This window comes from Pseudomonas sp. FH1 (assembly GCF_000510895.2).
GTDB classification, from domain to species: Bacteria; Pseudomonadota; Gammaproteobacteria; order Pseudomonadales; family Pseudomonadaceae; genus Aquipseudomonas; species Aquipseudomonas azotoformans_A.
Map to the genome: position 1 here is coordinate 82,629 of NZ_AOHM01000002.1, position 24,375 is coordinate 107,003.

The following is a 24,375-nucleotide window of genomic DNA, read 5'->3' on the forward strand; positions in this document are numbered from 1 at the left end:
TTCTCTAATGAGCGATCAGGAATATTTGCTTTTCTTATACATCCTAGACAATGAGAATAGCCAGCATCGCTTCTCTCTTTATAAGGAACCTCCCATGGCTGGCGAAACCGCCCTGGCAACCCTGCTGCGCAGCATGAGCCCTCAACTCAATGACGGCGACTATGTGTTCTGCACCGTGCCCGACAACCGCATCCCTGGTGGCTGCGAGGTGATCGGCAGCTTTCGCGAGCAGGAAGGCCTGACCCTGATCGTCGAACGCCAGCAAGCGGAACAGGCCGGCCTGGCTTTTGACTACGTCGCCGCGTGGATCACCTTGAATGTGCATTCGGCCCTGGAAGCCGTGGGCCTCACCGCCGCCTTCGCCAGTACGCTGGGCAAGGCCGGCATCAGTTGCAATGTGATTGCCGGTTATTACCACGACCACCTGTTCGTCGGGCGTGCCGATGCCGAGCGCGCTCTGCAGGTGTTGCGGCAACTGGCAGCAGACGCGGAGTAAACCCTATGTGGCAGAGTTATCTGAACGGTCTGCTGGTGGCGCTGGGCCTGATCATGGCCATCGGCACCCAGAACGCCTTTGTGCTGGCGCAGAGCCTGCGTCGTGAACATCACTTGCCCGTGGCGGCATTGTGTGTGGTGTGTGATGCCCTGCTGGTAGCCGCCGGGGTGTTCGGCCTGGCGACGGTGCTGGCGCAAAGCCCGGTGCTGTTGGCGGTGGCACGCTGGGGCGGCGCGGCGTTCCTGATCTGGTACGGCGCGTGTGCACTGCGCCGGGCCTGTTCGAAACAGAGCCTGGACCAAGGCGACACTCTCAAGGTGCGCTCGCTGCGCGCGGTGTTGCTGAGCGCGCTGGCCGTGACCCTGCTCAACCCGCACGTGTACCTGGACACTGTATTGCTGATCGGCTCACTCGGCGCACAGCAAACCGAACCCGGCGCCTACGTGGCCGGCGCCGCCAGCGCATCGTTCCTGTGGTTCGCCACCCTGGCACTCGGCGCGGCGTGGCTGGCACCCTGGCTGGCGCGCCCCGCAACCTGGCGCCTGCTGGACCTATTGGTGGCGGTGATGATGTTCAGCGTGGCCTATCAATTGATCGCGGCTTAGGGAATATTCCAAAACGCTCTGGAACCTCTATCCCACACAGTTGTTGCGTGGTTTTGCCGCACCCCCGGTGCTATGATCCGGACCCTGCGCCGCAAAGAGTACAAACTCCCCGGCGCTTGTTTGGCCGCCCGTGATCGGCCTTGCGCTCACCGCAACTGACCTGATTAGGAGAATCATCATGGCTTTCGAATTGCCGCCGCTGCCCTACGCACACGATGCCCTGCAGCCGCACATCTCCAAGGAAACCTTGGAATTCCACCACGACAAGCACCACAACACCTACGTCGTGAACCTGAACAACCTGGTGCCAGGCACCGAGTTCGAAGGCAAGACCCTGGAAGAGATCGTCAAATCCTCTTCGGGCGGCATCTTCAACAACGCCGCTCAGGTCTGGAACCACACCTTCTACTGGAACTGCCTGGCGCCAAACGCCGGTGGCCAACCGACCGGCGCACTGGCTGATGCCATCAACGCTGCGTTCGGTTCGTTCGACAAGTTCAAGGAAGAGTTCACCAAGACCTCCGTCGGCACCTTCGGTTCCGGTTGGGGCTGGCTGGTGAAAAAGGCTGACGGTTCCCTGGCCCTGGCCAGCACCATCGGCGCCGGCAACCCGCTGACCAACGGCGACACCCCGCTGCTGACCTGCGACGTGTGGGAACACGCCTACTACATCGACTACCGCAACGTGCGTCCAAAGTATGTGGAAGCGTTCTGGAACCTGGTCAACTGGAAGTTCGTGGCTGAGCAGTTCGAAGGCAAGACCTTCACTGCCTAAGCAACGCTTGCAGTAGAAAAAGCCCGGCATTGCCGGGCTTTTTTGTGGGCGTTCCACAACGCTGGCCAGACCGGAATCGTGGAACCCGCAGAAGGGAATCTGCCACCCACGCAGTGAGAGGAATAACCCTTTCACACTCTGCTGGAGAATCAATGATGGAAGAAATCGGAAAAGCAGGCGGGCAGATGGCGATGCAACTCATCAGCGGCCTTATGAAAGGCCTCGCCGGTGGCGCAGGTGGCGGTAGCGAAGGCGGCGGTGCCAGTGCACCCAGCAAGCCCGGTGAGGACATGATGCCGCCGGCGCCGTCGAAGATCGAGGTTTCCGCCTATCAGTGATGCAAAGGCTTAGCCTGACCACAGGCCAGTCGAGTACCCAGACGGCGGAGCAAATCCGCCGTTTTTTTCTGTTTTTTTCTGTGCATCCAGCCTCAAGACGCCTGCGGCCCTAATGTTCCTTTGACTGCCCTCACGGGATTGCCAATACTCATGGCATATTGAAGGCCACCCGCATGAGACAAGGAATGCCCCTTTGAAGCTGGAACTCAAGAACAGCTTGTCGGTGAAGTTGCTACGGGTTGTGCTGCTGTCGGCATTGATCGTGGGCGTAGCGCTGAGCGTGGCGCAGATCGTTTTCGATGCCTACAAGACGCGCCAGGCCGTGGCCGGCGATGCCCAGCGCATCCTCGACATGTTTCGCGACCCCTCGACCCAGGCCGTCTACAGCCTGGACCGCGAGATGGGCATGCAAGTGATTGAGGGCCTGTTCCAGGATGACGCGGTGCGCATGGCGTCCATCGGCCATCCCAACGAAACCATGCTCGCCGAGAAAAGCCGCGCATTGCAGCAATCGCCCAGCCGCTGGTTGACCGACCTGATACTCGGCCAGGAACGCACATTCACCACCGCATTGGTCGGCAAAGGCCCCTACAGCGAGTATTACGGCGATCTGAGCATCACCCTCGACACGGCCACCTACGGCAAGGGGTTTATTGTCAGTTCAGTGATTATCTTTATTTCCGGGGTATTGCGCGCCCTGGCGATGGGCCTGGTGCTGTACCTGGTCTACCACTGGCTGCTGACCAAGCCGCTGTCGCGGATTATCGAGCACCTGACGTCGATCAACCCGGACCGGCCCAGCGAACACAAGATCCCGCAACTCAAGGGCCACGAGCGCAACGAATTGGGGCTATGGATCAACACCGCCAACCAGTTGCTCGAATCCATCGAACGCAATACCCACCTGCGCCATGAGGCGGAAAGCAGCCTGCTGCGCATGGCCCAGTACGACTTCCTGACGGGCTTGCCGAACCGCCAGAAACTGCAGGAGCAACTGGACAAGATCCTCATCGACGCCGGTCGCCGCCAAAGCCGCGTGGCCGTGTTATGCGTGGGGCTGGATGACTTCAAGAGCGTCAACGAACAGTTCACCTACCAGGCCGGCGACAAATTGCTGCTGGCCCTGGCCGACCGTTTGCGTGCCCACAGCGGCCGCCTCGGTGCCCTGGCCCGGCTGGGCGGCGACCAGTTCGCCCTGGTACAAGCCGATATCGACCAGCCCTACGAGGCCGCCGAACTGGCGCAAAGCATCCTCGATGACCTTGAAGCGGAATTTGCTCTCGACCACGAAGGCATCCGCCTACGCGCCACCATCGGCATCACCCTGTTCCCGGAAGACGGCGACAGCACCGAGAAGCTGCTGCAAAAAGCCGAGCAAACCATGACCCTGGCCAAGACCCGGTCGCGCAACCGTTACCAGTTCTATATCGCCAGCGTCGACAGCGAAATGCGCCGTCGCCGCGAGCTGGAAAAAGACCTGCGCGATGCCCTGAGCCGCGACCAATTCCACTTGGTGTACCAGCCGCAGATCAGCTACCGCGATCACCATGTGGTCGGCGTGGAAGCGCTGATCCGCTGGCAGCACCCGGAACATGGCCTGGTGCCGCCGGACCTGTTTATCCCGCTGGCCGAGCAGAACGGCACCATCATCCCGATTGGCGAATGGGTGCTCGACCAAGCCTGCCGGCAATTGCGCGAATGGCACGACCTGGGCTTCACCGAGTTGCGCATGGCGGTCAACCTGTCCACCGTGCAATTGCACCACACCGAGTTGCCGCGGGTGGTCAACAACCTGATGCAGATCTACCGCCTGCCGCCGCGCAGCCTGGAACTGGAAGTCACCGAGACCGGCCTGATGGAAGACATCAGCACCGCCGCCCAGCACCTGCTGAGCCTGCGCCGTTCCGGGGCATTGATTGCGATTGATGACTTCGGCACCGGCTACTCATCCCTCAGCTACTTGAAAAGCCTGCCGCTGGACAAGATCAAGATCGATAAGAGCTTCGTGCAGGACCTGCTGGACGATGACGACGACGCCACCATCGTGCGGGCGATCATCCAACTGGGCAAAAGCCTCGGTATGCAGGTGATCGCCGAAGGCGTGGAAACCGCCGAGCAGGAGGCCTACATCATCTCCGAAGGCTGCCATGAAGGTCAGGGTTATCACTACAGCAAACCCTTGCCGGCGCGGGAGTTGGCGGCTTTTTTAAAGCAGTCGGAGCGCAATAACGCCGCGATTCTCTGATGCAGCAAAACGATACTGAATATTTCCCGCGTATAACCCTTTACACAAAATGCAAATCTTTCGCATTATGTCGCAGTTTTTGCGCTCCCCCGCGCGCCCCATCAACAACCGAAGCAGGATGTTCGCCATGATTCGTATGCCCCTGGCCACCGCCAGTCTGCTGGCCATTGCCATTTCTCTCGCCGGTTGCGGCGAAGGTAAAGACAAGGCCGCCGCGCCTCAGGCGCCGACCCCGGCTGCCAGCACTACCGCTCCAGCGGCTGCCACCCCTGCCGGCCAGGTCGACGAAGCCGCTGCCAAGGCCGTGGTCGCGCATTACGCAGACATGGTGTTCGCGGTCTACAGCGATGCCGAGTCCACCGCGAAAACCCTGCAAACCGCTATCGACGCGTTCCTCGCCAAGCCGAACGACGAAACCCTGAAAGCCGCGCGCACCGCCTGGATCGCCGCCCGCGTTCCTTACCTGCAAAGTGAAGTGTTCCGCTTCGGCAACACCATCATCGACGACTGGGAAGGCCAGGTGAACGCATGGCCGCTGGACGAAGGCCTCATCGACTATGTCGACAAGTCCTACGAACACGCCCTGGGTAACCCAGGCGCCACTGCCAACATCATCGCCAACAACGAAATCCAGGTCGGCGAAGACAAGGTCGACGTGAAGGACATCACCCCGGAAAAACTCGCCAGCCTCAACGAGCTGGGCGGTTCCGAGGCCAACGTCGCCACCGGCTACCACGCCATCGAATTCCTGCTCTGGGGCCAAGACCTGAACGGCACCGGCCCAGGCGCCGGCAACCGTCCTGCGTCGGACTACCTGACCGGCGACGGCGCCACTGGCGGCCACAACGAGCGTCGCCGCGCCTACCTGAGCGCTGTGACCCAACTGCTGGTCAGCGACCTGGAAGAAATGGTCGGCAACTGGAAACCCAACGTTGAAGACAACTACCGCGCCACCCTGGAGGCAGAACCTGCCACCGACGGCCTGCGCAAAATGCTGTTCGGCATGGGCAGCCTGTCCCTGGGCGAACTGGCCGGTGAGCGCATGAAGGTTTCCCTGGAAGCCAACTCGCCGGAAGACGAGCAGGACTGCTTCAGCGACAACACTCACAACTCGCACTTCTACGACGCCAAGGGCATCCGCAACGTCTACTTGGGCGAGTACACCCGCGTCGACGGCACCAAAATGACCGGCGCCAGCCTGTCGTCCCTGGTGGCCAAGGACGACCCGGCAGCCGACACCGCACTGAAAGCGGACCTGGCGGCTACCGAAGCGAAGATCCAGGTCATGGTTGACCACGCCAACAAGGGTGAGCACTACGACCAACTGATCGCGGCCGGTAACGATGCGGGCAACCAGATCGTCCGTGACGCCATCGCCGCCCTGGTCAAGCAGACCGGTTCGATCGAAGCGGCGGCGGGCAAGCTGGGTATCAGCGACCTGAACCCGGATAACGCTGATCACGAGTTCTGATCAATGCGCAGTTGAATGAGGCGACCTTCGGGTCGCCTTTTTCATGGGCGGTTTACATGCCCTGCACCCCAGGTAGAATGGCGCCTCTGCCCTATCTCGAGCGAAATTCATGGCGTTGCCGACCCTGCGCATCATCGGTTTCATCATCGGCATCTTCCTGATCACCCTCGCGATCGCGATGGTCGTGCCCATGGCCACCCTGGTGATCTTCGAACGCACCAGCGACCTGCCCTCCTTCCTGTGGGCCAGCATGATCACCTTTATCGCCGGCCTGGCGCTGGTGATTCCCGGTCGCCCCGAGCATGTGCACCTGCGCCCGCGGGACATGTACCTGCTGACCGTCAGCAGTTGGGTGGTGGTGTGTATCTTTGCCGCGCTGCCATTCCTGCTGACCCAGCACATCAGCTACACCGACTCGTTTTTTGAAAGCATGTCCGGCATTACCGCCACCGGCTCCACGGTGTTGAGCGGCCTGGACGCGATGTCGCCGGGTATCTTGATGTGGCGTTCGCTGCTGCACTGGCTCGGCGGTATCGGCTTTATCGGCATGGCGGTAGCGATCCTGCCGCTGCTGCGCATTGGTGGCATGCGCCTGTTCCAGACCGAATCCTCGGACCGTTCGGAAAAGGTCATGCCCCGCTCGCACATGGTGGCGCGACTGATCGTGGCGGCCTACGTGGGCATCACCATCCTCGGCAGCCTGGCGTTCTGGTGGGCCGGCATGGGCTTGTTCGATGCGATCAACCATGCGATGTCAGCGATTTCCACCGGCGGGTTCTCCACCTCCGATGAATCCCTGGCGCACTGGAAACAACCGGCGGTGCACTGGGTAGCCGTGGTGGTGATGATCCTCGGCAGCTTGCCGTTTACCCTGTATGTGGCCACCTTACGCGGTAACCGCCGGGCGTTGATCAAGGACCAGCAGGTCCAGGGCCTGCTCGGTTTGTTGCTGGTGACCTGGCTGGTATTGGGCACCTGGTACTGGTGGACCACCAACCTGCACTGGCTGGACGCGCTGCGTCATGTGGCGCTGAACGTCACGTCGGTGGTGACGACCACAGGGTTTGCACTCGGGGACTACAGCCTGTGGGGCAATTTCTCACTGATGCTGTTCTTCTACCTCGGTTTTATCGGCGGCTGTTCGGGCTCCACGGCCGGCGGGATCAAGATCTTCCGCTTCCAGGTTGCGTATATCCTGCTCAAGGCCAACTTGAACCAGCTGATTCACCCGCGCGCGGTGATCAAGCAGAAGTACAACGGCCACCGTCTCGACGAAGAGATCGTGCGGTCGATCCTGACCTTTTCGTTCTTCTTCGCCATCACCATCTGTGCCATCGCCCTGGCCTTGTCGCTGCTTGGCCTGGACTGGATGACCGCCTTGACCGGCGCCGCGAGTACCGTTTCGGGCGTGGGCCCGGGCCTGGGCGAAACCATTGGCCCGGCGGGCAATTTCGCCAGCCTGCCGGATGCGGCCAAGTGGATCCTGTCGCTGGGCATGCTGCTCGGCCGGCTGGAGATCATTACGGTCTTTGTTCTGTGTATTCCGGCGTTTTGGCGCCACTGACGCTCGACGCGTCCAACAACCGCGCCCGGTATTCGCCGGGCGTGACATCGAACCAGCGACGAAACGCGCGGAAGAAGTTGCTCGGGTCGGCAAAGCCCAACAGGTAGGCAATTTCCAGCAGGGTCATGCTGGGTTGCGCCAGGTATTGCTCGGCCAGTTCACGGCGGGTGTCATCGAGCAGGGTCTGAAAGCTGGTGCCCTCCTCCTGCAAGCGCCGCTGCAAGGTGCGCTGGGACAAGTGCAACGTCTGGGCCACCACTTCACGCTTGGGCTCGCCCTGGGGCAACAGGCGGCACAACACCTGCCGCGCCTTGTGGGTCACGCGGCTTTCCGAGAAGCGCGCCAGGTATTCACCGGCAAAGCGGTCATGCAGCAAGGCCATGGCCTCGTTGGCCGTGGGCAGCGGCGCGTCCATGTCGGCCCGCTCGAAAATCAGCGCGTCGTAGGGTGCATTGAACTCCAGCGGCGCATGGAAGGCTTGTTTGTACGGGGCCAGGTCCGCCGGTTGCTCACCTTGCAGCACCACCTTGCGCGGCTGCAGCGTGCGGCCGGTCAGCCAGCCGCACAGGGCCAAGGCACTGGCCAGCGAGGCTTCGGCGCTTTGCCGGGTAGGCGGCAGATGGTCACCGTGTACCGTCAGAATCAGCGCATAACCTTCGGGGATCAGTCGGAAACTCAGGTCGGCACTTTCAGCAATGATCCGCTGGTAGCGCACTAGGCGCATGAAGCCTTCGGCCAGGGTGTTGCTGGACATCAATGCATAACCGGCCACATGAAATGACGCCGGACGCACCACTTTGCCCATGTTCAGGCCGATTGCCGGGTTACCCGACAGCTCCACCGCGCGCTGCCACAGGCGGGTCATGGAGTCCTGCGGAAACCGCGCATCGGGATCGCTCAGGGCGGCGTAGTCGAGGCCGAGCTGCTTGAACAAGGCGCGGCAATCCAGGCCGTCCATTTCCAATGCCTTGACTATCCCCATCGCCCAGCTTGCAGAAGTTGTTCGTTCGCTCATGGCGTCTTCTTAATAAAGCAGGCTCAAACGGCAGCCAGGAAGCCAAGGATACTAAAGTGGCATCTATTGTCACTGGCTGTTACCACTGATCACTCTAGACTCAAATAAGCTCCCCGCCGAACATCTGTTGGGCGGCATAACAATCAAAGGGCCGGTCACCGTGGAAAACGTCAAGCGATTCAATAGCTTTGCTGAGTTTTATCCGTATTACCTGAGCGAACACGCCAACAGCACCTGCCGGCGCCTGCACTTTATCGGCACCACGCTGGTCATCGGCATTTTGGCGTATGCCATCGGCAGAGGGTCGCTGGGCTTGCTGATCGCTTTGCCCATTGCCGGTTACAGCTTTGCCTGGATCGGCCATTTCTTCTTCGAAAAGAACCGTCCGGCGACGTTTCAGCACCCGTTCTACAGCCTCTTGGGGGATTTTGTGATGTACCGCGACATGATCCTCGGCAAGGTGCCGTTCTAACCGAACGACCGTTTAAACGATGAAAGTTCATCCATCTGCCGACATTAAAATCTTTTTGTCATTTGCAGTGCTGTATCCTGCCAAGGCTTTTTGAGAGCGCGGAATCACCTGCGATTGAAAAAACAGACCTTGCGAGGAGCGACGACGATGCACGAGATACCTAATCTCCCCTTCCCAAGCCTGCACCCTACAGAGCAGCCAACACCGCAGCAGGCCAGTGACAAACAGCCTGAGGCCAAAGAAGCAAAACCAGTCGACAGCGAAAGCCAGGACTGACGCCGTACCAGACCGTGTGGAAAGCGCAGCTTTGAGCGCTTTCCACACTGCCTGAACCCATCGAGACGCCCGCCATGACCGATACCCTCCTCGACAACCCGGATACCGCTGTACTCGACGCGGCCTTGCAGATGGTCGAGATCTGGAACCGCCTCAGCGCCGACAAACAAGCGCTGCTGCTCAAGCGTTTCGGCACCCAGGAAAACGCCCTGGCCGCCCTGGTCACCACCCAATTGCTGGCCCCTGCCCAAGCCTGACGTCTTTCTGAGCGGAGGTTTTTGCGTTTTACCGCCCTGCGCAAGCCAAACCACCGGTATCATTAGCAGCCTATCTTTACCTGCCGCGACAGTGGACCTTTCCCATGCCCGATACCCAGCGCCCCATGGCGGTCACGCTGCAAGTTGTTTCCATCGTGTTGTTCACCTTCATTGGCTACCTGAATATCGGCATTCCCTTGGCCGTGTTGCCGGGCTATGTCCACAGTGAGCTGGGTTACGGCGCGGTGGTTGCCGGCCTGGTGATCAGCGTGCAATACCTGGCTACCCTGCTCAGCCGCCCGTATGCGGGCAAAATCATCGACAACCTGGGCAGCAAGCGCGCCGTGCTGATCGGCCTGGCTGGCTGCGGCCTGAGCGGTGTGTTCATGCTGCTTGCGGCGTGGTTTTCCAGCCTGCCGGCCTTGAGCCTGGGCAGCCTGTTGATTGGCCGCCTGGTCCTTGGCAGCGCGGAAAGCCTGGTAGGTTCGGGCGCGATCGGCTGGGGCATCGGACGGGTCGGTGCGCAGAACACCGCCAAGGTGATTTCCTGGAACGGCATCGCCAGCTACGGCGCGCTGGCCGTCGGCGCGCCACTGGGCGTGTTGCTGGTAAGAAATTTCGGGCTGTGGAGCATGGGCGTCAGCATTATCTTGCTGGCCATCGTCGGCCTGCTGCTGGCCTGGAACAAAGTCGCCGCACCAATTGTTGCCGGCGTGCGCCTGCCCTTCATGAATGTGCTGGGCCGCGTATTGCCCCATGGCTGTGCCTTGGCGCTGGGCTCCATCGGCTTTGGCACCATCGCCACCTTCATCACCTTGTATTACACCACCCAGCACTGGGATAACGCGGTGTGGGCCCTGAGCCTGTTCGGCGCCAGCTTTATCGGCGCACGGTTGTTGTTCGGCAACCTGATCAACCGGATCGGCGGCTTTCGCGTGGCGATTGCCTGCCTGTCGGTGGAGATTCTCGGCTTGCTGTTGCTGTGGCTGGCGCCGGACGCCAACCTGGCCCTGGCTGGCGCCGCCTTGAGCGGCTTTGGATTTTCCCTGGTGTTCCCGGCGCTGGGGGTGGAGGCCGTCAACTTGGTGCCGGCCTCCAGCCGCGGCTCGGCGGTGGGCGCTTACTCGCTGTTTATCGACCTGTCGCTGGGCATCACCGGACCGCTCGCCGGGGCCGTGGCAGCCGGCTTCGGCTTTGCGTCGATCTTCCTCTTCGCCGCCCTTGCAGCCCTGGGTGGTTTGCTGCTGAGCCTGTACCTGTACCGTCAGGCACCCAAGGCCCGTGAGGCACGTGGCGACTAGAAGTCGACCTTGCCGCGCCCGGCCTTGATGCTGCCGCGCTTGGTCTTGGATTCAAGCCGGCGCTTTTTCGAGCCCAGGGTCGGCTTGGTCGGGCGGCGTTTTTTCTCCACCTTGGTGGCGCTGAGGATCAATTCCACCAGACGCTCCAGCGCATCCGCGCGGTTCTGCTCCTGGGTCCGGTATTGCTGGGCCTTGAGTACCAGCACGCCTTCACTGGTGATGCGGCTGTCGCGCAGCGCCAGCAAGCGCTCCTTGTAGAACTCGGGCAGCGACGACGCCGGGATATCAAATCGCAGGTGCACGGCACTCGACACCTTGTTGACGTTCTGTCCACCAGCGCCCTGGGCGCGAATGGCGGTCAGCTCGATCTCGGCGTCGGGCAGCTGCACATTGTTGGAAATCACCAGCATCAATCAAAAACCTTAAGCAACGGACAAGCCCAACTCGGACAACAACATCGACGCCTGGGCTTTGGAAATCACGGCGCCTTTGAACAGTTTGGCATCATTCAGGCGAAACCCGCTTAAATCCGCCCCCCGCAAGTCGGCGCCAGCAAAATTGGCGCCGTTGATACGAGCGTGGGCCAGGCTGCAATCGATCAGCTCGGCCTTGCGAAAGTCGGCATCCGACAAATCGCTGTCGGAGAAATCCAGGTTATTCAGCACGGTGCGGGCAAACGACAGCCCGGACAAGAAGGCGCTGTTCAACCGCGTTTCGCTGAAGCTCAAGCCCAGCGAGGCGCAATGGGTGAAATTGGCGCCGGTCAACTTACAGTGCTCAAAGCTCGCCTGGGACAGCTTGCTGCGCTGCCAGCGGGTGTTGTTCAGATCGCAGCTATGGAAGTGCGCTTCCAACAGGTTCGCCGCTTCGAAAATGGCGAGACTGGCGCGGCAGCTTTTCCACTGGGTGCCTTCCAGGCGCGAACCGAGAAAGGAGGTCTGGACCAGGATGCAGCGTTCGAACACCCAGTGATCCAAGGCCATGCGCGACAGATCAGCGCCGCTCAAATCCACTCCGATCAGGCGCAAGGGGCCACCATGCTGGTCGACCAGGTCTTCCAGTTCATCGCGCTGCAAGGCGCCGCCGTCGATGTCGGTGTGTTGCATGGGGCCTCCAGGCACGCTGAAAAAACGAGGGGCGATTCTAACCTGCCCCTGCACACAAAAAACCCGGCATGGCGCCGGGTTTTCTGTTGGAGGAAAGGTCCTACTCCAGAACCGTCCCCGTTGTGCCCATGGCTGCGCGGGCACTGCGCTTGTTCTTGACCCAGTAACACACCGCCATAAACGCCACCCACACCGGGATCGCGTACACCGACACCTGGATCCCCGGAATCATCAGCATGATCACCAGGATAAACACCACGAACGCCAGGCACACATAGTTGCCGTACGGGTACCACAACGCCTTGAACAGCGGCACCTGGCCGGTGCGGTTCATGTGTTGGCGGAACTTGAAGTGGGAGAAGCTGATCATCGCCCAGTTGATCACCAGCGTGGCCACTACCAGCGACATCAGCAGTTCCAGCGCGTGTTGCGGGATCAGGTAGTTCATCAGCACCGCCACCAGGGTGATCGCCGCCGACGCGAGGATGGAGCGTACCGGTACGCCGCGCTTGTCGATCTTCGCCAAGGCCTTGGGCGCATCGCCCTGCTCGGCCATGCCCAACAGCATGCGGCTATTGCAGTAAGTGCCGCTGTTGTACACCGACAGCGCGGCGGTCAGGACCACGAAGTTGAGGATATGCGCAGCGGTGTTGCTGCCCAGCATCGAGAACACCTGCACGAACGGGCTGCCGCTGTAGGCGTCGCCGGAGGCGTTGAGGGTGGTGAGCAGGCTGTCCCATGGCGTCAGCGACAGCAGTACGACCAGCGCACCGATGTAGAAGATCAGGATTCGATAGATCACCTGGTTGATCGCTTTCGGGATCACGGTGCGTGGCTGGTCCGCTTCAGCGGCGGTGAAGCCGAGCATTTCCAGGCCGCCGAAGGAGAACATGATGATTGCCATGGCCATCACCAACCCGCCGACGCCATGGGGGAAGAAACCGCCGTGCTCCCACAGGTTGGTCACCGAGGCCTGTGGCCCGCCGCTGCCGCTGACCAGCAAATAGCTGCCCAGGGCGATCATGCCAACGATGGCCACCACCTTGATAATGGCAAACCAGAACTCGGCTTCACCGAAGACTTTGACGTTGGCCAGGTTGATCAGATTGATCAGCACGAAGAACGCCGCGGCCGAGACCCAGGTCGGGATCTCCGGCCACCAGTAGTGCACATATTTGCCGACCGCCGTCAGCTCCGACATGCCCACGAGGATGTACAGGATCCAGCAGTTCCAGCCCGACAGGAAGCCGGCGAAACCGCCCCAGTACTTGTGGGCAAAGTGGCTGAAGGAACCGGCGACCGGTTCTTCGACGATCATTTCGCCGAGCTGGCGCATGATCATGAAAGCAATGAAGCCGCAGATGGCATAGCCCAGGATCATCGACGGGCCAGCGGATTTGAGCACCCCGGCCGAGCCGAGGAACAGGCCGGTGCCGATGGCGCCACCCAGGGCGATCAACTGGATATGCCGGTTTTTCAGGCCGCGTTTCAGCTCGCCTGAAGAGGAAGGGGGAACACTCATGAAAAGGCTCTCACGCAAGGTTTGATGATGTTGAATGCAGGTTGCTGCCTTGAATTACCGACTCAAGCAGCGCCGCTCAAACCCCAGCGCAAGCACCAGCAGTACAGCGTCTTTCTAACGGTCATGCGTCACCTGTTTGTTTTTATCTGTGACGAAATCGAACCCGTCCGGCTCGTGGCCAGGCGGAGTGATCAGGGTGGGTAAACCCTGGGGTCTTGGCCTTTTGCGTGGTTACGCAAGGGGGTCACAGTAAAACGCGGCGGATTGTACACCGCTCGCCAGCTTGGGGGCGCCCTCGAGAGACGAGTGCGACGATCTGTCAGGTAATCCTTACAGGGCCGGGTCAGCCAATAATGTCGCCATTTACTCGTAAATTAATCGTTACAGCACGGAAAATTAACGTTACAGCCGTAATTTTGAGGAAAATTGTCGCTCGGAAATTTCCTACAATTTAGCCTGCGTAGTTCCCTGAATTTGCTAAAGAAAAATTCAAACACAAAAAACAGAACAAAAAATCCAAATGAAACCGTGTCAATAAAAATTTTGCATTTTGAAACACTCTCTCCTAGGTTCTTCCCACTTGCCAGCGAAGCCCGTTGGCAAGCCGTTCTCAAACAACGTCCTCTAGGAGATACACCATGCAAGCACTGGAAAACGACCTGGAAACCGAACTGCAACTCGACGATTGGTTTGAAGCGCCGACCCATGAGGCCGCCGTTGAAATGATGCAAGCCGACGCCGTTGTGCCGTTCGGCACCGCGATGTGGCCATTCTAAATATCGGCAGGCATCCGGCAGGTGCTGTGCACGGCATCTGCCTCCTTACCCAAGGCACAGAAGGAAACACGTCATGGACAAGGCCCGCGCCGTCGAACACTTTCTCTACTACCTCGCGCACCACCCGGCCCTCAATGGCCTGAGTCGCCCCACCGTGCTGCTGGGCCATACCGAGCGCTACGACGCCATCGCCCAGGCGATCACCCACAGCAGCGCCGCACGCTTCAACTTCCAGGTGCAGCGCCTGGACCTCGCCGCCAGCGACACCCTGGCCGAGGCCATCGAAGCTTGCGACCTGTACCTGTTTCTCTACGACTCTTCCACCCTGCCCAACCCTCGCGCCGAAGGCCCGGACTTTATCCGCGCCCTGCAGGGTGTGATGGCCGAACACTGGAAAAAATCCCTGCTGTTCAAGGACTACGGCGACTACTTCTATGACACCTTCAGTGTCGAACCCCAGCGAATTGCCGACCTCAATGCCACGCTGATCCGGCGCATGTCCCAGGCCACGGTGCTGAGCTTTACCGACAAGCACGGCTCACGCCTGGAAGCGCCGATGAGCAGCATCAAGAAGTGGACCAATATCAACGGCATCGGCAACCACGACCTGGCCCCCGGCGAGATCGCCACCCACAGTGAAGCCATCAATGGCCAAGTGAGGTTTGTCGGCACCTTTCTCAGCACCATCCCGTTTGCGCGTAAATATGGCGTGCTGGCGTCACCACTGGAGCTGTGGATCGAGAACTCGACCATCTGCAGCGTGGCCAGTGAGGTGCCGGGGCTGGCAGATGATTTCAACAAGTACCTGAATGCCAACCCGTCGAACCGTCGCGTTGAGGAATTGGGGATTGGCACCAATGAAGGCGTGAAGGATCTGTATGCGCGCAATGCCGGGTTTGAGGAGCGCCACTGTGGGCTGCACCTGGGTTTGGGGGGCGGGCAGAAAGGCAGCCATCACCTGGATCTGATCTTTGCCAGTGGGGTGTTGGCGTTGGATGACAAGCCAGTATTCGATGGGACTTTTGCGTTCTGACAAATGCTGTGCATAAAAAAACGCCAACCCGAGGGTTGGCGTTTTTGTGCAGCACTTACATCACTGCGGCTTCTTACGACCAAAACCAGGACGCTGACCCGAACCGGCCGGGGCGCCACGGCGCTTGCCCGACGGCTCGTCCGCGACCAGTTTCGGGCCAGGGCGCTTGTTCGCCGCCGGCTTGGCTGGACGCTTGGTGCTGGCGTTATCGGCCGGGCGATCCGCTTCACCCCGGTTGCTGCGACCACCGGCCGGGGCCGGGCGCGGTGCACGTGGCGCACGTTCACCTTCCTGGCGCGATGGCGCGGTTGGGCGACGCTCACCTTCGATCTGCGGCTCACGGGAGATACGACCGCCGGTTGCCGGTGCATTCAGCGCCGGGCGCAGGGTGCGGGCCACACGCTCGGTACGTGCCACAGGACGCGACGATTTGCGCTGCATACGCTCAAGCTTGTCTTTGCTCTTGGCGTTCATCTGCGGCATCGCGACCGGTGTCAGGCCGACTTCGGCACTGAGGATGTCGACTTCGTACTGGCTCATTTCGCGCCAGCGGCCCATCGGCAGGTCGGAGTTGAGGAACACCGGACCGAAACGCACGCGCTTCAGGCGGCTGACCACCAGGCCCTGGGATTCCCACAGGCGACGCACTTCACGGTTACGCCCTTCCATCACCACGCAGTGGTACCAGTGGTTGAAACCTTCGCCGCCTGGCGCCTGCTTGATGTCGGTGAACTTGGCCGGGCCGTCTTCCAGCACCACGCCCGCCTTGAGGCGCTCGATCATCTCGTCATCGACTTCGCCACGTACACGCACGGCGTATTCGCGGTCCATCTCGTAGGACGGGTGCATCAGGCGGTTGGCCAGTTCACCGTCAGTGGTGAACATCAGCAAGCCGGTGGTGTTGATGTCCAGACGTCCGATGTTGATCCAACGACCTTCTTTCGGCTTGGGCATCTTGTCGAACACGGTCGGACGGCCTTCCGGGTCGTCACGGGTGCAGATCTCGCCGTCCGGCTTGTTGTACATGATCACGCGACGCACCGATTCGGCGGCCTCTTCACGCTTGATGACCTTGCCATCAATGGTGATTGCATCGTGCAGGTCGACGCGCTGGCCGAGGGTGGCCTCGACGCCGTTGACCTTGATGCGCTTCTGGGTGATCCAGGCTTCGACGTCGCGGCGCGAGCCCACGCCGATACGCGCCAGCACCTTTTGCAGTTTTTCGCCTGCTGGGCCGATTTCCTGGCTGTCGTTCTGGTCTTTGTCGTTCATCTTAAGCACCTCCCGGTGGGTCGATTCAGGCGTGGCCTGAAGAGTGTTGAAAGCGGGGCTTTGGCCGAATAGCTCGGCAAAGGGTCGCGAATCATACGCGCATGGTGCGCGTTGCGCATCAGAGACTAGTCGATAACACCCTAATCATTTGCTTTTCCGCCGACCGGTGGCGCCCAGGGCCAGCAATCGGAGTTCGGCTTCGGCCAGGACCGTGCGTTTGTCGGCCTTGTCGAGTTTCTTCCAGGCGCGGATCTCGCGCTTGCTGCGGCCACAGCCGACGCAGATGTCGGCGTTGAATTTGCAGAGGCTGATGCAGGGGTCTTTGGTGGAACTCATGGGCAATCCTTTTTAAGAACAGTCAGATTGCGTCAGTCTTCGAACTGGCGACGCTCGGCTTCGATGGCTTCTGCCAGGGCGCGGGCTTCGTCCTCCTCGTCGCTCAGGGGCGGTTGTTCGAGAGCGGCGACGGCGGCGAGAAGTTTTGCACGGGCTTCAGCCACGCCAAGGATGTCTTCCTCTGGCTCGGGCTCTGCTTCGACTTCAGGCTCACCCTCAACGTTCGGTTGAGTTTCAGGTTCGGCGGCACCGTCACGCAGCAGGTCGTCAAAGTCAGTCTTGATGCCCTGCTCCATGTCGTCCAATTCCAGCAGCAACGTATGGAAACTGGTCTCGTCCTTCGGCTCTTCCGGCTCGGCGCTGGCATCGGCCAATTCCTGCAGGCCCGCGGGGACGGGCGCGTCGTCAAAATCGAGCACCGGCTCGGCTTCCATCTCGCGCAGTTCGGCCAGCGGCGGCAGGTCGTCGAGGTTTTTAAGGTTGAAATGGTCGAGAAACACCTTGGTGGTGGCGAACATCGCCGGTTTGCCGGGCACGTCGCGGTAGCCGACGATGCGGATCCACTCGCGTTCCAGCAAGGTCTTGACGATATGACTGTTGACCGCCACGCCCCGCACATCTTCGATCTCGCCACGCGTAATCGGCTGGCGATAGGCGATCAGCGCCATGGTCTCCAGCATCGCCCGCGAATAACGTTGCGGACGCTCTTCCCACAAACGGCCGACCCACGGGGAAAACTTCTCACGGATCTGCAGGCGGTAACCCGACGCCACTTCGCGCAGTTCAAAGGCGCGGCCATCGCAGGACTTGCGCAGGATTTCCAGCGCCTTCTTAAACACCGACGGCTCAGGGCGCTCGGCTTCTTCAAAGAGTTCGAACAGGCGTTCCAGAGATTGCGGCTTACCTGAGGCCAGTAGGAAGGCTTCCAGCAGCGGCGCCAGTTCGCGGGGTTCAGTCAGATTCATCGATTCAGCTCTTTATTCGGCTCGCGCCCGCACGTGGATAGCCGCAAAAGGCTCATTCTGGACCAGCTCGACCAAGGACTCCTTGACCAATTCGAGGATCGCCATAAAGGTCACCACTACGCCCAGGCGCCCTTCTTCTTTAGTAAACAGTTCGACAAAAGGCACAAAACCACCGCCCTTCAGGCGCTCAAGCACATCGCTCATGCGCTCACGGGTCGACAACGCCTCGCGACTGACCTGGTGGCTTTCAAACATATCGCCCCGGCGCAGCACCTCGGCCATGGACATCAGCAACTCTTCCAGGCTCACGTCCGGCAGCAGTTTGCGTGCGCGGGCTTCGGGGGCGTCGAGCTTGGGCACTACTACGTCGCGGCCCACCCGGCTCAAGCCGTCGATGCCTTCGGCGGCGGCCTTGAAGCGTTCGTATTCTTGCAGGCGGCGGATCAGCTCGGCGCGCGGGTCGTCTTCTTCGGCTTCCACCGTTTCCGAACGCGGCAGCAGCATGCGCGACTTGATCTCGGCGAGCATGGCGGCCATCACCAGGTATTCGGCGGCCAATTCCAGACGTACCGATTGCATCAACTCGACATAGCCCATGTACTGGCGGGTGATTTCCGCCACCGGAATGTCGAGGATGTTGATGTTCTGTTTACGGATCAGGTACAGCAGCAAGTCCAGCGGACCCTCGAACGCTTCAAGGAAGACTTCCAGGGCGTCCGGGGGAATGTACAGATCCAGCGGCATTTCCATGACCGCCTGGCCATACACCATGGCAAACGGCAGTTCCTGCTGGGCGCCCGCCTGGGGATCAACGGTTTCCACGGCTGACATTCAGGCCTCGACCATGAACGGGGCCGGGTCGCCGCAACCCACGCGAATCACCTCGGGCTCACCGTCGGCCAGGTTGATCACGGTGGAGGCCTTGTTGCCGCCGTAGCCGCCGTCGATGATCAGGTCGACCTGTTTTTCCAGCAATTGACGCATTTCGTAGGGGTCGTACAGCGGCTCATCTTCACCCGGCATGATCAGCGACACACTCATCAAAGGCTCACCCAGCTCTTCGAGCAGCGCCAGGGCGATGGGATGTTCCGGCACCCGCAGGCCGATGGTGCGCTTCTTGGGGTGCAACAGCAGTCGCGGCACTTCGCGGGTGGCGTTGAGAATAAAGGTGTAGGGCCCCGGCGTGTGCGCCTTGAGCAGGCGGAAAGTACCGGTGTCGACCTTGGCGAACAGGCCGAGCTGGGACAGGTCGCTGCAGATCAGCGCGAAGTTGTGCTTGTCGTCCAGCTGGCGCAGGCGTCTTACACGCTCCACCGCGCCCTTGTCGCCGATCTGGCAACCAATGGCGTAGGACGAATCAGTCGGGTAGATCACCACGCCGCCGGCGCGAATGATCTCGACGGCCTGCTTGATCAGGCGCGCCTGGGGGTTTTCCGGATGAATCTGGAAGAATTGACTCACGTGTTCTACCTGTTCAGACGGTGGCAATAATGGGGTCATGCTTGAATCGCCCCGACAAGAGCGGCAGGTCTTCGGGTACCTGGCGATACTCGCCGATTTCGGACCACCCACCTGGGCCATGAAAATCACTGCCGGCGCTGACCAGCAGACCAAATTCGCGGGCAAGGATCGCCAGGCTGCCGACCTGTTCGGCGGGTTGATGCCCATTGACCACTTCGATCGCGTGGCCGCCCGCTCCAATATAGTCGCTGATCAGCTTGCGGCGCTTGCTGCGGGTGAAATCGTAATGCCAGGGATGCGCCAGGCTCACCCAGGCGCCGGAGGCACGCAGGGTCCCGACCGTGTCTTCCAGGGTCGGCCAGTGTTGCTTCACATCCCCCAACTTGCCAGCCCCCAGCCATTTGCGGAAGGCTTCGGCGCGGTCTTTGACGAACCCTTCACGCACCATCCAGTCGGCAAAGTGCGGCCGCGCCGGTGCATTGCCGCTGTCGCCCAGTTCCTGCTGAATGGCGCGGGCGCCGTCGAGGGCGTTGGGCATGCCTTTAAGGCTAAGCTTGCGGCTTATTTCTTCGGACCGCAGCCAGCGGCCATCGTGCAAATCGGCGATGGCCTGCACCAACGGCGGGGCTTGCTGATCGAAGCCGTAGCCGAGCACATGAATGGTGGCGCCGCCCCAGGTGCAGGACAATTCCACGCCGTTGACCAGTTGCATGCCCAATGAATGCGCGGCTTCGCGGGCTTCGTCGAGGCCTTCGAGGGTGTCGTGGTCGGTCAACGCCAGGACTCGCACGCCTTTTTCAAACGCACGCGCAACCAGTACCGCGGGCGCTAGGGCGCCGTCGGAGGCCGTGCTGTGGCAGTGCAAATCAACATTCACGGGGATGTGTAACCTCAAGTCAGCTGGCGCTTTCGCTACCAAGGATGTTTGTTATTATGCCGCCACATCCAGCTTCTGGCTCTTACTGTGAAACAATTCATCGACTTCATCCCGCTGTTGCTGTTTTTCATCGTTACCAAACTCGACCCCAGGGTCATCGATATCGCCGGTCACCCGGTGTCGTTCGGGGGCATCTACAGCGCCACCGCCGTCCTGATCATCAGCTCTATCGTCGTCTACGGCGCTATCTTCATCTCCCAGCGCAAGCTGGAAAAAAGCCAATGGCTGACCCTCATTGCCTGCCTGGTATTCGGCGGCCTGACCCTGGCCTTCCACAGCGAAACCTTCCTCAAATGGAAAGCGCCGGTGGTGAACTGGCTGTTCGCGCTGGTGTTTACCGGCAGTCACTTCATCGGTGACCGCCTGCTGATCAAACGGATCATGGGCCATGCGTTGACACTGCCGGAGCCGGTTTGGACACGCTTGAACGTGGCCTGGATCGTGTTCTTCCTGTTCTGCGGCGCCGCCAACCTGTTCGTGGCCTTTACCTTCCAGGATTACTGGGTCGACTTCAAAGTGTTCGGCAGCCTGGCCATGACCGTGTTGTTCCTGGTGGGCCAGGGCATCTACCTGTCGCGACACATGCATGACGTTGCCCCTACCACGCCTAAAACCGAGGACTGACATGCTCTACGCCATCATTGCCACCGACGTGGCCAATTCGCTGGAAAAACGCCTGAGCGTACGCCCGGCCCATGTCGAGCGCCTCAAGCAGCTGCAGGCCGAAGGCCGTATCGTGCTGGCCGGCCCGCACCCGGCGGTAGACAGCAACGACCCAGGCGATGCCGGTTTCACCGGTAGCCTCATCGTCGCCGAGTTCGCCTCCCTGGCCGATGCCCAGGCCTGGGCGAAGGCTGATCCTTACGTGGCGGCCGGCGTTTACGCTGACGTCGTGATCAAGCCGTTCAAGCAAGTCTTGCCTTGATAACGGCCGCGCCGAACCTAATCGGTTCGGCGCATGCCTAATTGCTCATTATTCTCGGTACCCTGCCGACAACGTTCTGAATATTCGTGTGGAATCAGGAGTTCCGATGCGCTTACGTCAGTTGTGTCTGTTGGCAGTGGTAATGATCGGGGCTACGGCCCACGCTGAAGAAACCTCGAACACCGGCAGTTCCACGCCCCTGTCCTTGAGTGCCGGCGCCCAGATCACCGAGTTGCAGCAACGTTTGAAAGAAAGCGAACGCCAGCGTGAAGAACTGAGCAAGCAACTGCAAAACGCAGAGGCTACCCGCGAAAGCGCCCAATTGAGTCGCCTTCGCCAAGAGAACCAACGCCTGGCCCAGCAACTCAAAGATACACAGGGCGGCGCCTTGACCCGCTGGCTGACCGAGCAACAACAGTGGTTCGTCACCGGTGGGGCCGTCGCACTGATCGCCCTGCTGTGCGGGATCTTCGCCAGCGGGGGGCACCGTCGCCGTCGACAATGGCTAAATTGAGTGAGTCATGAGCGAGCTGTTACTGATAGATGATGACCAGGAGCTCTGTGAGCTGCTGACCAGTTGGTTGAGCCAGGAAGGCTTTCAGGTGCGCGCCTGCCATGACGGCTTGAGTGCGCGCAAAGCCTTGGCCGACAGCGCCCCGGCTGCGGTGGTGCTCGACGTGATGCTGCCCGACGGCAGTGGCCTTGAGCTGCTCAAGCAATTGCGCAACGACCACCCGGAGTTGCCGGTGCTGATGCTCTCGGCCCGCGGCGAACCGCTGGACCGCATCCTCGGCCTCGAACTGGGCGCCGACGATTACCTGGCCAAGCCCTGCGACCCACGCGAGCTGACCGCCCGCCTGCGCGCCGTATTGCGCCGCAGCCATCCGGCCGCCGTGTCGACCCAGCTGGAATTGGGCGACCTGTGCTTCAGCCCGGTGCGCGGCGTGGTCAGCATCGACGAGCAGGAGTTCGCCCTCACCGTTTCCGAAAGCCGCCTGCTGGAAGCGCTGCTGCGTCAGCCCGGCGAACCGCTGGACAAACAGGAACTGGCGCAGATCGCCCTGGGCCGCAAGCTGACCCTTTACGATCGCAGCCTGGACATGCACGTCAGCAACCTGCGCAAAAAGATCGGCCCACACCCGGATGGCCGGCCACGGATCGTGGCGTTGCGTAGCCGGGGCTACTACTACAGCCTCTGAAATCAGGAGCCCTGGGCTCCTGGTTTTGTCAGCGCCCATCCAAATCGTCTTTACCCAAGCTTTACCCACACCTGACCGCCGCTGACCTTGATCTCCGTAATCTACTCACATCCGGACTCACCGGAATAGAGACAGGAGAATCACCATGCGCAAGACCCTTATCGCTTTGATGTTCGCCGCTGCCCTGCCCACCGTTGCCATGGCGGCAATGCCTGAAGGCCCAGGCCCGATGGGCGGCCCGGAAGGCCACATGATGGGTGGCCCGGGCCACGGCGGTGAACACGGTCCGCGTGGCAAAGGCGGCCCTTTCAGCCAACTGGACCTGAGCAAGGAACAGCGCCAGCAGATCGGCAAGTTGATGGGCGACCAATGGCACGCTCGCAAAGACCTGACCAAGAAGTACTTGGACAAATTGCCAGCCGCTGACCAGAAAGCCATGCAGGACGAAATCGCCGCCGGCAAGCAGAAAACCCAGGCGGACATTCGTGCGGTGCTCAAGCCTGACCAGCAGAAGAAGTTCGACGAGATCGTCAAGCAGCAGGAACAGCGTCGCGCCGAATGGAAGGAATTCCAGGCCTGGAAAGCGCAACAGCCGCAAAAAGCGCAATAATGCACCCGCGTTAACGCTCCCAGCCCAGTGGCTACCGCCACTGGGCTTTTCCTGTTTGAGGGTTTCCTGTGCGTTCATTGTTCTGGCGCATCCTGGCCAGTTTCTGGCTGGCCATCGCCTTGGTTGCCGGGTTGTCGATCCTGCTTGGGCACATGCTCAATCAAGATGCCTGGATTCTCAGCCGTCACCCCGGCCTCAATAATCTGGCCGAAGAGTGGACCCAGCTCTACGAAGCCCAGGGCGAGGACGCGGCCCAGGATTTGCTGCAACAACGCAAACGCCAGTACCACATCGACGTACAAGTGCTGAATGAAAGCGGCGAGCCGGTGGTGCGCGGCACCTTCCCGCGCCGCGCCGCCGCTTTCGAAGCCCGTCAGAATGACAGCCAGGACGGCCACCTGCCCTGGCGCCGCCTGACCGCCGAGTACACCAGCGAAAAGACCGGCGACACCTACCTGCTGATCTACCGCATCCCCCACCCGGAACTCGACGCCTGGCACCGCAGCAGCCTTCTGTGGCCGTTGAGTGCACTGGCGATTGCGCTGGTCGTGCTGACCCTATTCAGCCTGTTGGTGACGCTGTCCATCACCCGTCCCCTCAGCCGTTTACGCGGCGCGGTGCACGACCTTGGCCAAGCCACCTATCAGCAAAACAGCCTGGCGCGCCTGGCCAACCGTCGCGATGAATTCGGCGTGCTGGCCACCGATTTCAACCGCATGGGCGCCCGCCTGCAAAGCCTGATCGGCAGCCAGCGCCAGTTGCTGCGCGACGTGTCCCACGAACTGCGTTCGCCCTTGGCGCGTTTGCGTATCGCCCTGGCGTTGGCCGAACGCGCCAGCCCCGAAGAGCGGGAAAAGCTCTGGCCGCGCCTGACCCGCGAATGCGACCGTCTGGAAGCCTTGATCAGTGAAATTCTGGTACTGGCCCGCGTTGATGCCGACAACGCCAGCGCCGAAGAAGTCGACCTCACCGTCTTGCTCAAAACCTTGCAAAAAGACGCCCAGCTCGGCGCGCCGGACCAGGTGGTGCAACTGAACGCCGACACCGACCTGAACCTGAAGGGCTGGCCGACCATGATCGAACGCGCGGTGGATAACCTGCTGCGCAATGCCCAGCGCTTCAATCCACAGGGCCAACCGATTGAACTGCACGCCCAGCGTCAGGGTGATCGGATCCTGATCAGCGTGCGCGACCACGGACCCGGTGTTGACACCGAACACTTGAGCCAGCTGGGCGAACCCTTCTACCGCGCCCCCGGCCAGACCGCACAAGGCCATGGCCTGGGCCTGGCGATTGCGCGTCGTGCCGCCGAACGCCATGGCGGCAGCCTGATCCTGGCCAACCATCCCGACGGCGGTTTTGTTGCCAGCATCGACCTGCCGCTGGAACCTGGGGTTGTCACACCGGCCTGATGATCT

The 24,375-nt window shown here is 61.0% G+C and carries 28 protein-coding genes; 18 read left to right on the top strand and 10 right to left on the bottom strand.

The genetic code is table 11. The annotated features are described in order from the left end of the window. Positions 1-94 precede the first annotated feature (94 nt). From H096_RS01005 to H096_RS01035, 7 genes are all read left to right on the top strand, one after another. The gene (locus tag H096_RS01005; protein ID WP_033896330.1) at positions 95-496 is read left to right on the top strand and encodes an ACT domain-containing protein; all 402 of its coding nucleotides are present in this window, start codon (positions 95-97) and stop codon (positions 494-496) included. Between the two features lie 5 nt (positions 497-501). Beyond that, positions 502-1,101 carry a LysE/ArgO family amino acid transporter gene (locus H096_RS01010; RefSeq protein ID WP_033896331.1) on the top strand — a complete coding sequence of 200 codons (600 nt, stop codon included), beginning with the start codon at positions 502-504 and terminating at the stop codon, positions 1,099-1,101. A 178-nt stretch (positions 1,102-1,279) separates the two neighbouring features. Then, entirely contained in the window at positions 1,280-1,876 is a 597-nt protein-coding gene (locus H096_RS01015; RefSeq protein WP_033896332.1) for a Fe-Mn family superoxide dismutase, read from the top strand. 152 nt (positions 1,877-2,028) lie between these two features. Further along, positions 2,029-2,214 carry a hypothetical protein gene (locus H096_RS01020; protein WP_055725970.1) on the top strand — a complete coding sequence of 62 codons (186 nt, stop codon included), beginning with the start codon at positions 2,029-2,031 and terminating at the stop codon, positions 2,212-2,214. Between the two features lie 193 nt (positions 2,215-2,407). After that, entirely contained in the window at positions 2,408-4,459 is a 2,052-nt protein-coding gene (locus H096_RS01025; protein WP_033896334.1) for a bifunctional diguanylate cyclase/phosphodiesterase, read from the top strand. A 127-nt stretch (positions 4,460-4,586) separates the two neighbouring features. Further along, the gene (locus H096_RS01030) at positions 4,587-5,930 is read left to right on the top strand and encodes an imelysin family protein (protein WP_033896364.1); all 1,344 of its coding nucleotides are present in this window, start codon (positions 4,587-4,589) and stop codon (positions 5,928-5,930) included. A 109-nt stretch (positions 5,931-6,039) separates the two neighbouring features. Further along, a complete protein-coding gene (locus H096_RS01035) occupies positions 6,040-7,494 on the top strand; it encodes a TrkH family potassium uptake protein (RefSeq protein WP_033896335.1) in 1,455 nt (484 codons plus the stop codon). Here the strand turns inward: H096_RS01035 and H096_RS01040 are convergent. Next, positions 7,451-8,509, bottom strand: a complete 1,059-nt coding sequence (locus H096_RS01040; RefSeq protein WP_033896336.1) for an AraC family transcriptional regulator — start codon at positions 8,507-8,509, stop codon at positions 7,451-7,453. The two genes, H096_RS01035 and H096_RS01040, sit on opposite strands and share 44 nt — an antisense overlap. Before the next feature lie 160 nt (positions 8,510-8,669). On the opposite strand from H096_RS01040, the gene H096_RS01045 reads away from it, so the two are divergent. The 3 genes from H096_RS01045 (at position 8,670) to H096_RS01055 (ending at position 10,815) form a co-directional block, all read left to right on the top strand. Then, positions 8,670-8,981, top strand: coding sequence for a DUF962 domain-containing protein (locus H096_RS01045; RefSeq protein ID WP_015885568.1), 312 nt, complete (start codon positions 8,670-8,672; stop codon positions 8,979-8,981). Between the two features lie 350 nt (positions 8,982-9,331). After that, positions 9,332-9,514, top strand: coding sequence for a hypothetical protein (locus H096_RS01050; protein ID WP_033896337.1), 183 nt, complete (start codon positions 9,332-9,334; stop codon positions 9,512-9,514). 104 nt (positions 9,515-9,618) lie between these two features. After that, on the top strand, positions 9,619-10,815 hold the full coding sequence (locus tag H096_RS01055) for an MFS transporter (RefSeq protein WP_033896338.1): 1,197 nt from the start codon (positions 9,619-9,621) through the stop codon (positions 10,813-10,815). Here H096_RS01055 and arfB read toward each other — a convergent pair. The 3 genes from arfB to H096_RS01070 all read right to left on the bottom strand — a co-directional run bounded on the left by arfB (position 10,812) and on the right by H096_RS01070 (position 13,443). After that, positions 10,812-11,225 (bottom strand): alternative ribosome rescue aminoacyl-tRNA hydrolase ArfB, encoded by a 414-nt coding sequence (gene arfB, locus H096_RS01060; protein ID WP_017737978.1) that lies wholly within the window; start codon positions 11,223-11,225, stop codon positions 10,812-10,814. The genes H096_RS01055 and arfB overlap by 4 nt on opposite strands. A 12-nt stretch (positions 11,226-11,237) precedes the next feature. Further along, the gene (locus tag H096_RS01065) at positions 11,238-11,921 is read right to left on the bottom strand and encodes a pentapeptide repeat-containing protein (RefSeq protein ID WP_033896339.1); all 684 of its coding nucleotides are present in this window, start codon (positions 11,919-11,921) and stop codon (positions 11,238-11,240) included. Between the two features lie 100 nt (positions 11,922-12,021). Further along, positions 12,022-13,443, bottom strand: a complete 1,422-nt coding sequence (locus tag H096_RS01070; RefSeq protein ID WP_033896340.1) for an amino acid permease — start codon at positions 13,441-13,443, stop codon at positions 12,022-12,024. A gap of 638 nt (positions 13,444-14,081) precedes the next feature. Here H096_RS01070 and H096_RS34165 point away from each other — a divergent pair. Both H096_RS34165 and H096_RS01085 read left to right on the top strand, forming a co-directional pair. Beyond that, positions 14,082-14,219: a hypothetical protein gene (locus tag H096_RS34165; RefSeq protein WP_003175756.1), complete on the top strand. Its 138-nt coding sequence runs from the start codon at positions 14,082-14,084 to the stop codon at positions 14,217-14,219. A 73-nt stretch (positions 14,220-14,292) separates the two neighbouring features. Then, a complete protein-coding gene (locus tag H096_RS01085; RefSeq protein ID WP_033896342.1) occupies positions 14,293-15,252 on the top strand; it encodes a hypothetical protein in 960 nt (319 codons plus the stop codon). A 60-nt stretch (positions 15,253-15,312) separates the two neighbouring features. Here the strand turns inward: H096_RS01085 and rluB are convergent, their stop codons facing one another. From rluB to H096_RS01115, 6 genes are all read right to left on the bottom strand, one after another. Continuing rightward, entirely contained in the window at positions 15,313-16,524 is a 1,212-nt protein-coding gene (gene rluB, locus H096_RS01090) for a 23S rRNA pseudouridine(2605) synthase RluB (protein WP_010208149.1), read from the bottom strand. Positions 16,525-16,668: 144 nt separating this feature from the next. Then, positions 16,669-16,860 (bottom strand): DUF1289 domain-containing protein, encoded by a 192-nt coding sequence (locus H096_RS01095; RefSeq protein WP_033896343.1) that lies wholly within the window; start codon positions 16,858-16,860, stop codon positions 16,669-16,671. A 32-nt stretch (positions 16,861-16,892) separates the two neighbouring features. Next, positions 16,893-17,825, bottom strand: a complete 933-nt coding sequence (gene scpB / locus H096_RS01100) for an SMC-Scp complex subunit ScpB (RefSeq protein WP_033896344.1) — start codon at positions 17,823-17,825, stop codon at positions 16,893-16,895. 12 nt (positions 17,826-17,837) lie between these two features. After that, positions 17,838-18,536: a ScpA family protein gene (locus H096_RS01105; RefSeq protein ID WP_177053511.1), complete on the bottom strand. Its 699-nt coding sequence runs from the start codon at positions 18,534-18,536 to the stop codon at positions 17,838-17,840. Positions 18,537-18,656: 120 nt separating this feature from the next. Continuing rightward, positions 18,657-19,286: an L-threonylcarbamoyladenylate synthase gene (locus H096_RS01110; protein WP_033896346.1), complete on the bottom strand. Its 630-nt coding sequence runs from the start codon at positions 19,284-19,286 to the stop codon at positions 18,657-18,659. Between the two features lie 13 nt (positions 19,287-19,299). Beyond that, a complete protein-coding gene (locus tag H096_RS01115) occupies positions 19,300-20,163 on the bottom strand; it encodes a PHP domain-containing protein (protein WP_033896347.1) in 864 nt (287 codons plus the stop codon). Between the two features lie 87 nt (positions 20,164-20,250). Here H096_RS01115 and H096_RS01120 point away from each other — a divergent pair, with 87 nt between their 5' ends. From H096_RS01120 to H096_RS01145, 6 genes are all read left to right on the top strand, one after another. Beyond that, positions 20,251-20,847: a septation protein A gene (locus tag H096_RS01120; protein ID WP_033896348.1), complete on the top strand. Its 597-nt coding sequence runs from the start codon at positions 20,251-20,253 to the stop codon at positions 20,845-20,847. 1 nt (position 20,848) lies between these two features. Further along, the gene (locus H096_RS01125) at positions 20,849-21,148 is read left to right on the top strand and encodes a YciI family protein (RefSeq protein WP_015885584.1); all 300 of its coding nucleotides are present in this window, start codon (positions 20,849-20,851) and stop codon (positions 21,146-21,148) included. Between the two features lie 106 nt (positions 21,149-21,254). Beyond that, positions 21,255-21,662, top strand: a complete 408-nt coding sequence (locus H096_RS01130) for a translation initiation factor 2 (protein WP_033896349.1) — start codon at positions 21,255-21,257, stop codon at positions 21,660-21,662. A 7-nt stretch (positions 21,663-21,669) separates the two neighbouring features. Next, positions 21,670-22,347 carry a response regulator transcription factor gene (locus H096_RS01135; protein ID WP_003193803.1) on the top strand — a complete coding sequence of 226 codons (678 nt, stop codon included), beginning with the start codon at positions 21,670-21,672 and terminating at the stop codon, positions 22,345-22,347. A gap of 145 nt (positions 22,348-22,492) precedes the next feature. Continuing rightward, positions 22,493-22,957, top strand: a complete 465-nt coding sequence (locus H096_RS01140; protein WP_016975427.1) for an LTXXQ domain-containing protein — start codon at positions 22,493-22,495, stop codon at positions 22,955-22,957. Positions 22,958-23,025: 68 nt separating this feature from the next. Further along, a complete protein-coding gene (locus H096_RS01145) occupies positions 23,026-24,369 on the top strand; it encodes a HAMP domain-containing sensor histidine kinase (protein WP_033896350.1) in 1,344 nt (447 codons plus the stop codon). Positions 24,370-24,375: the final 6 nt, after the last annotated feature.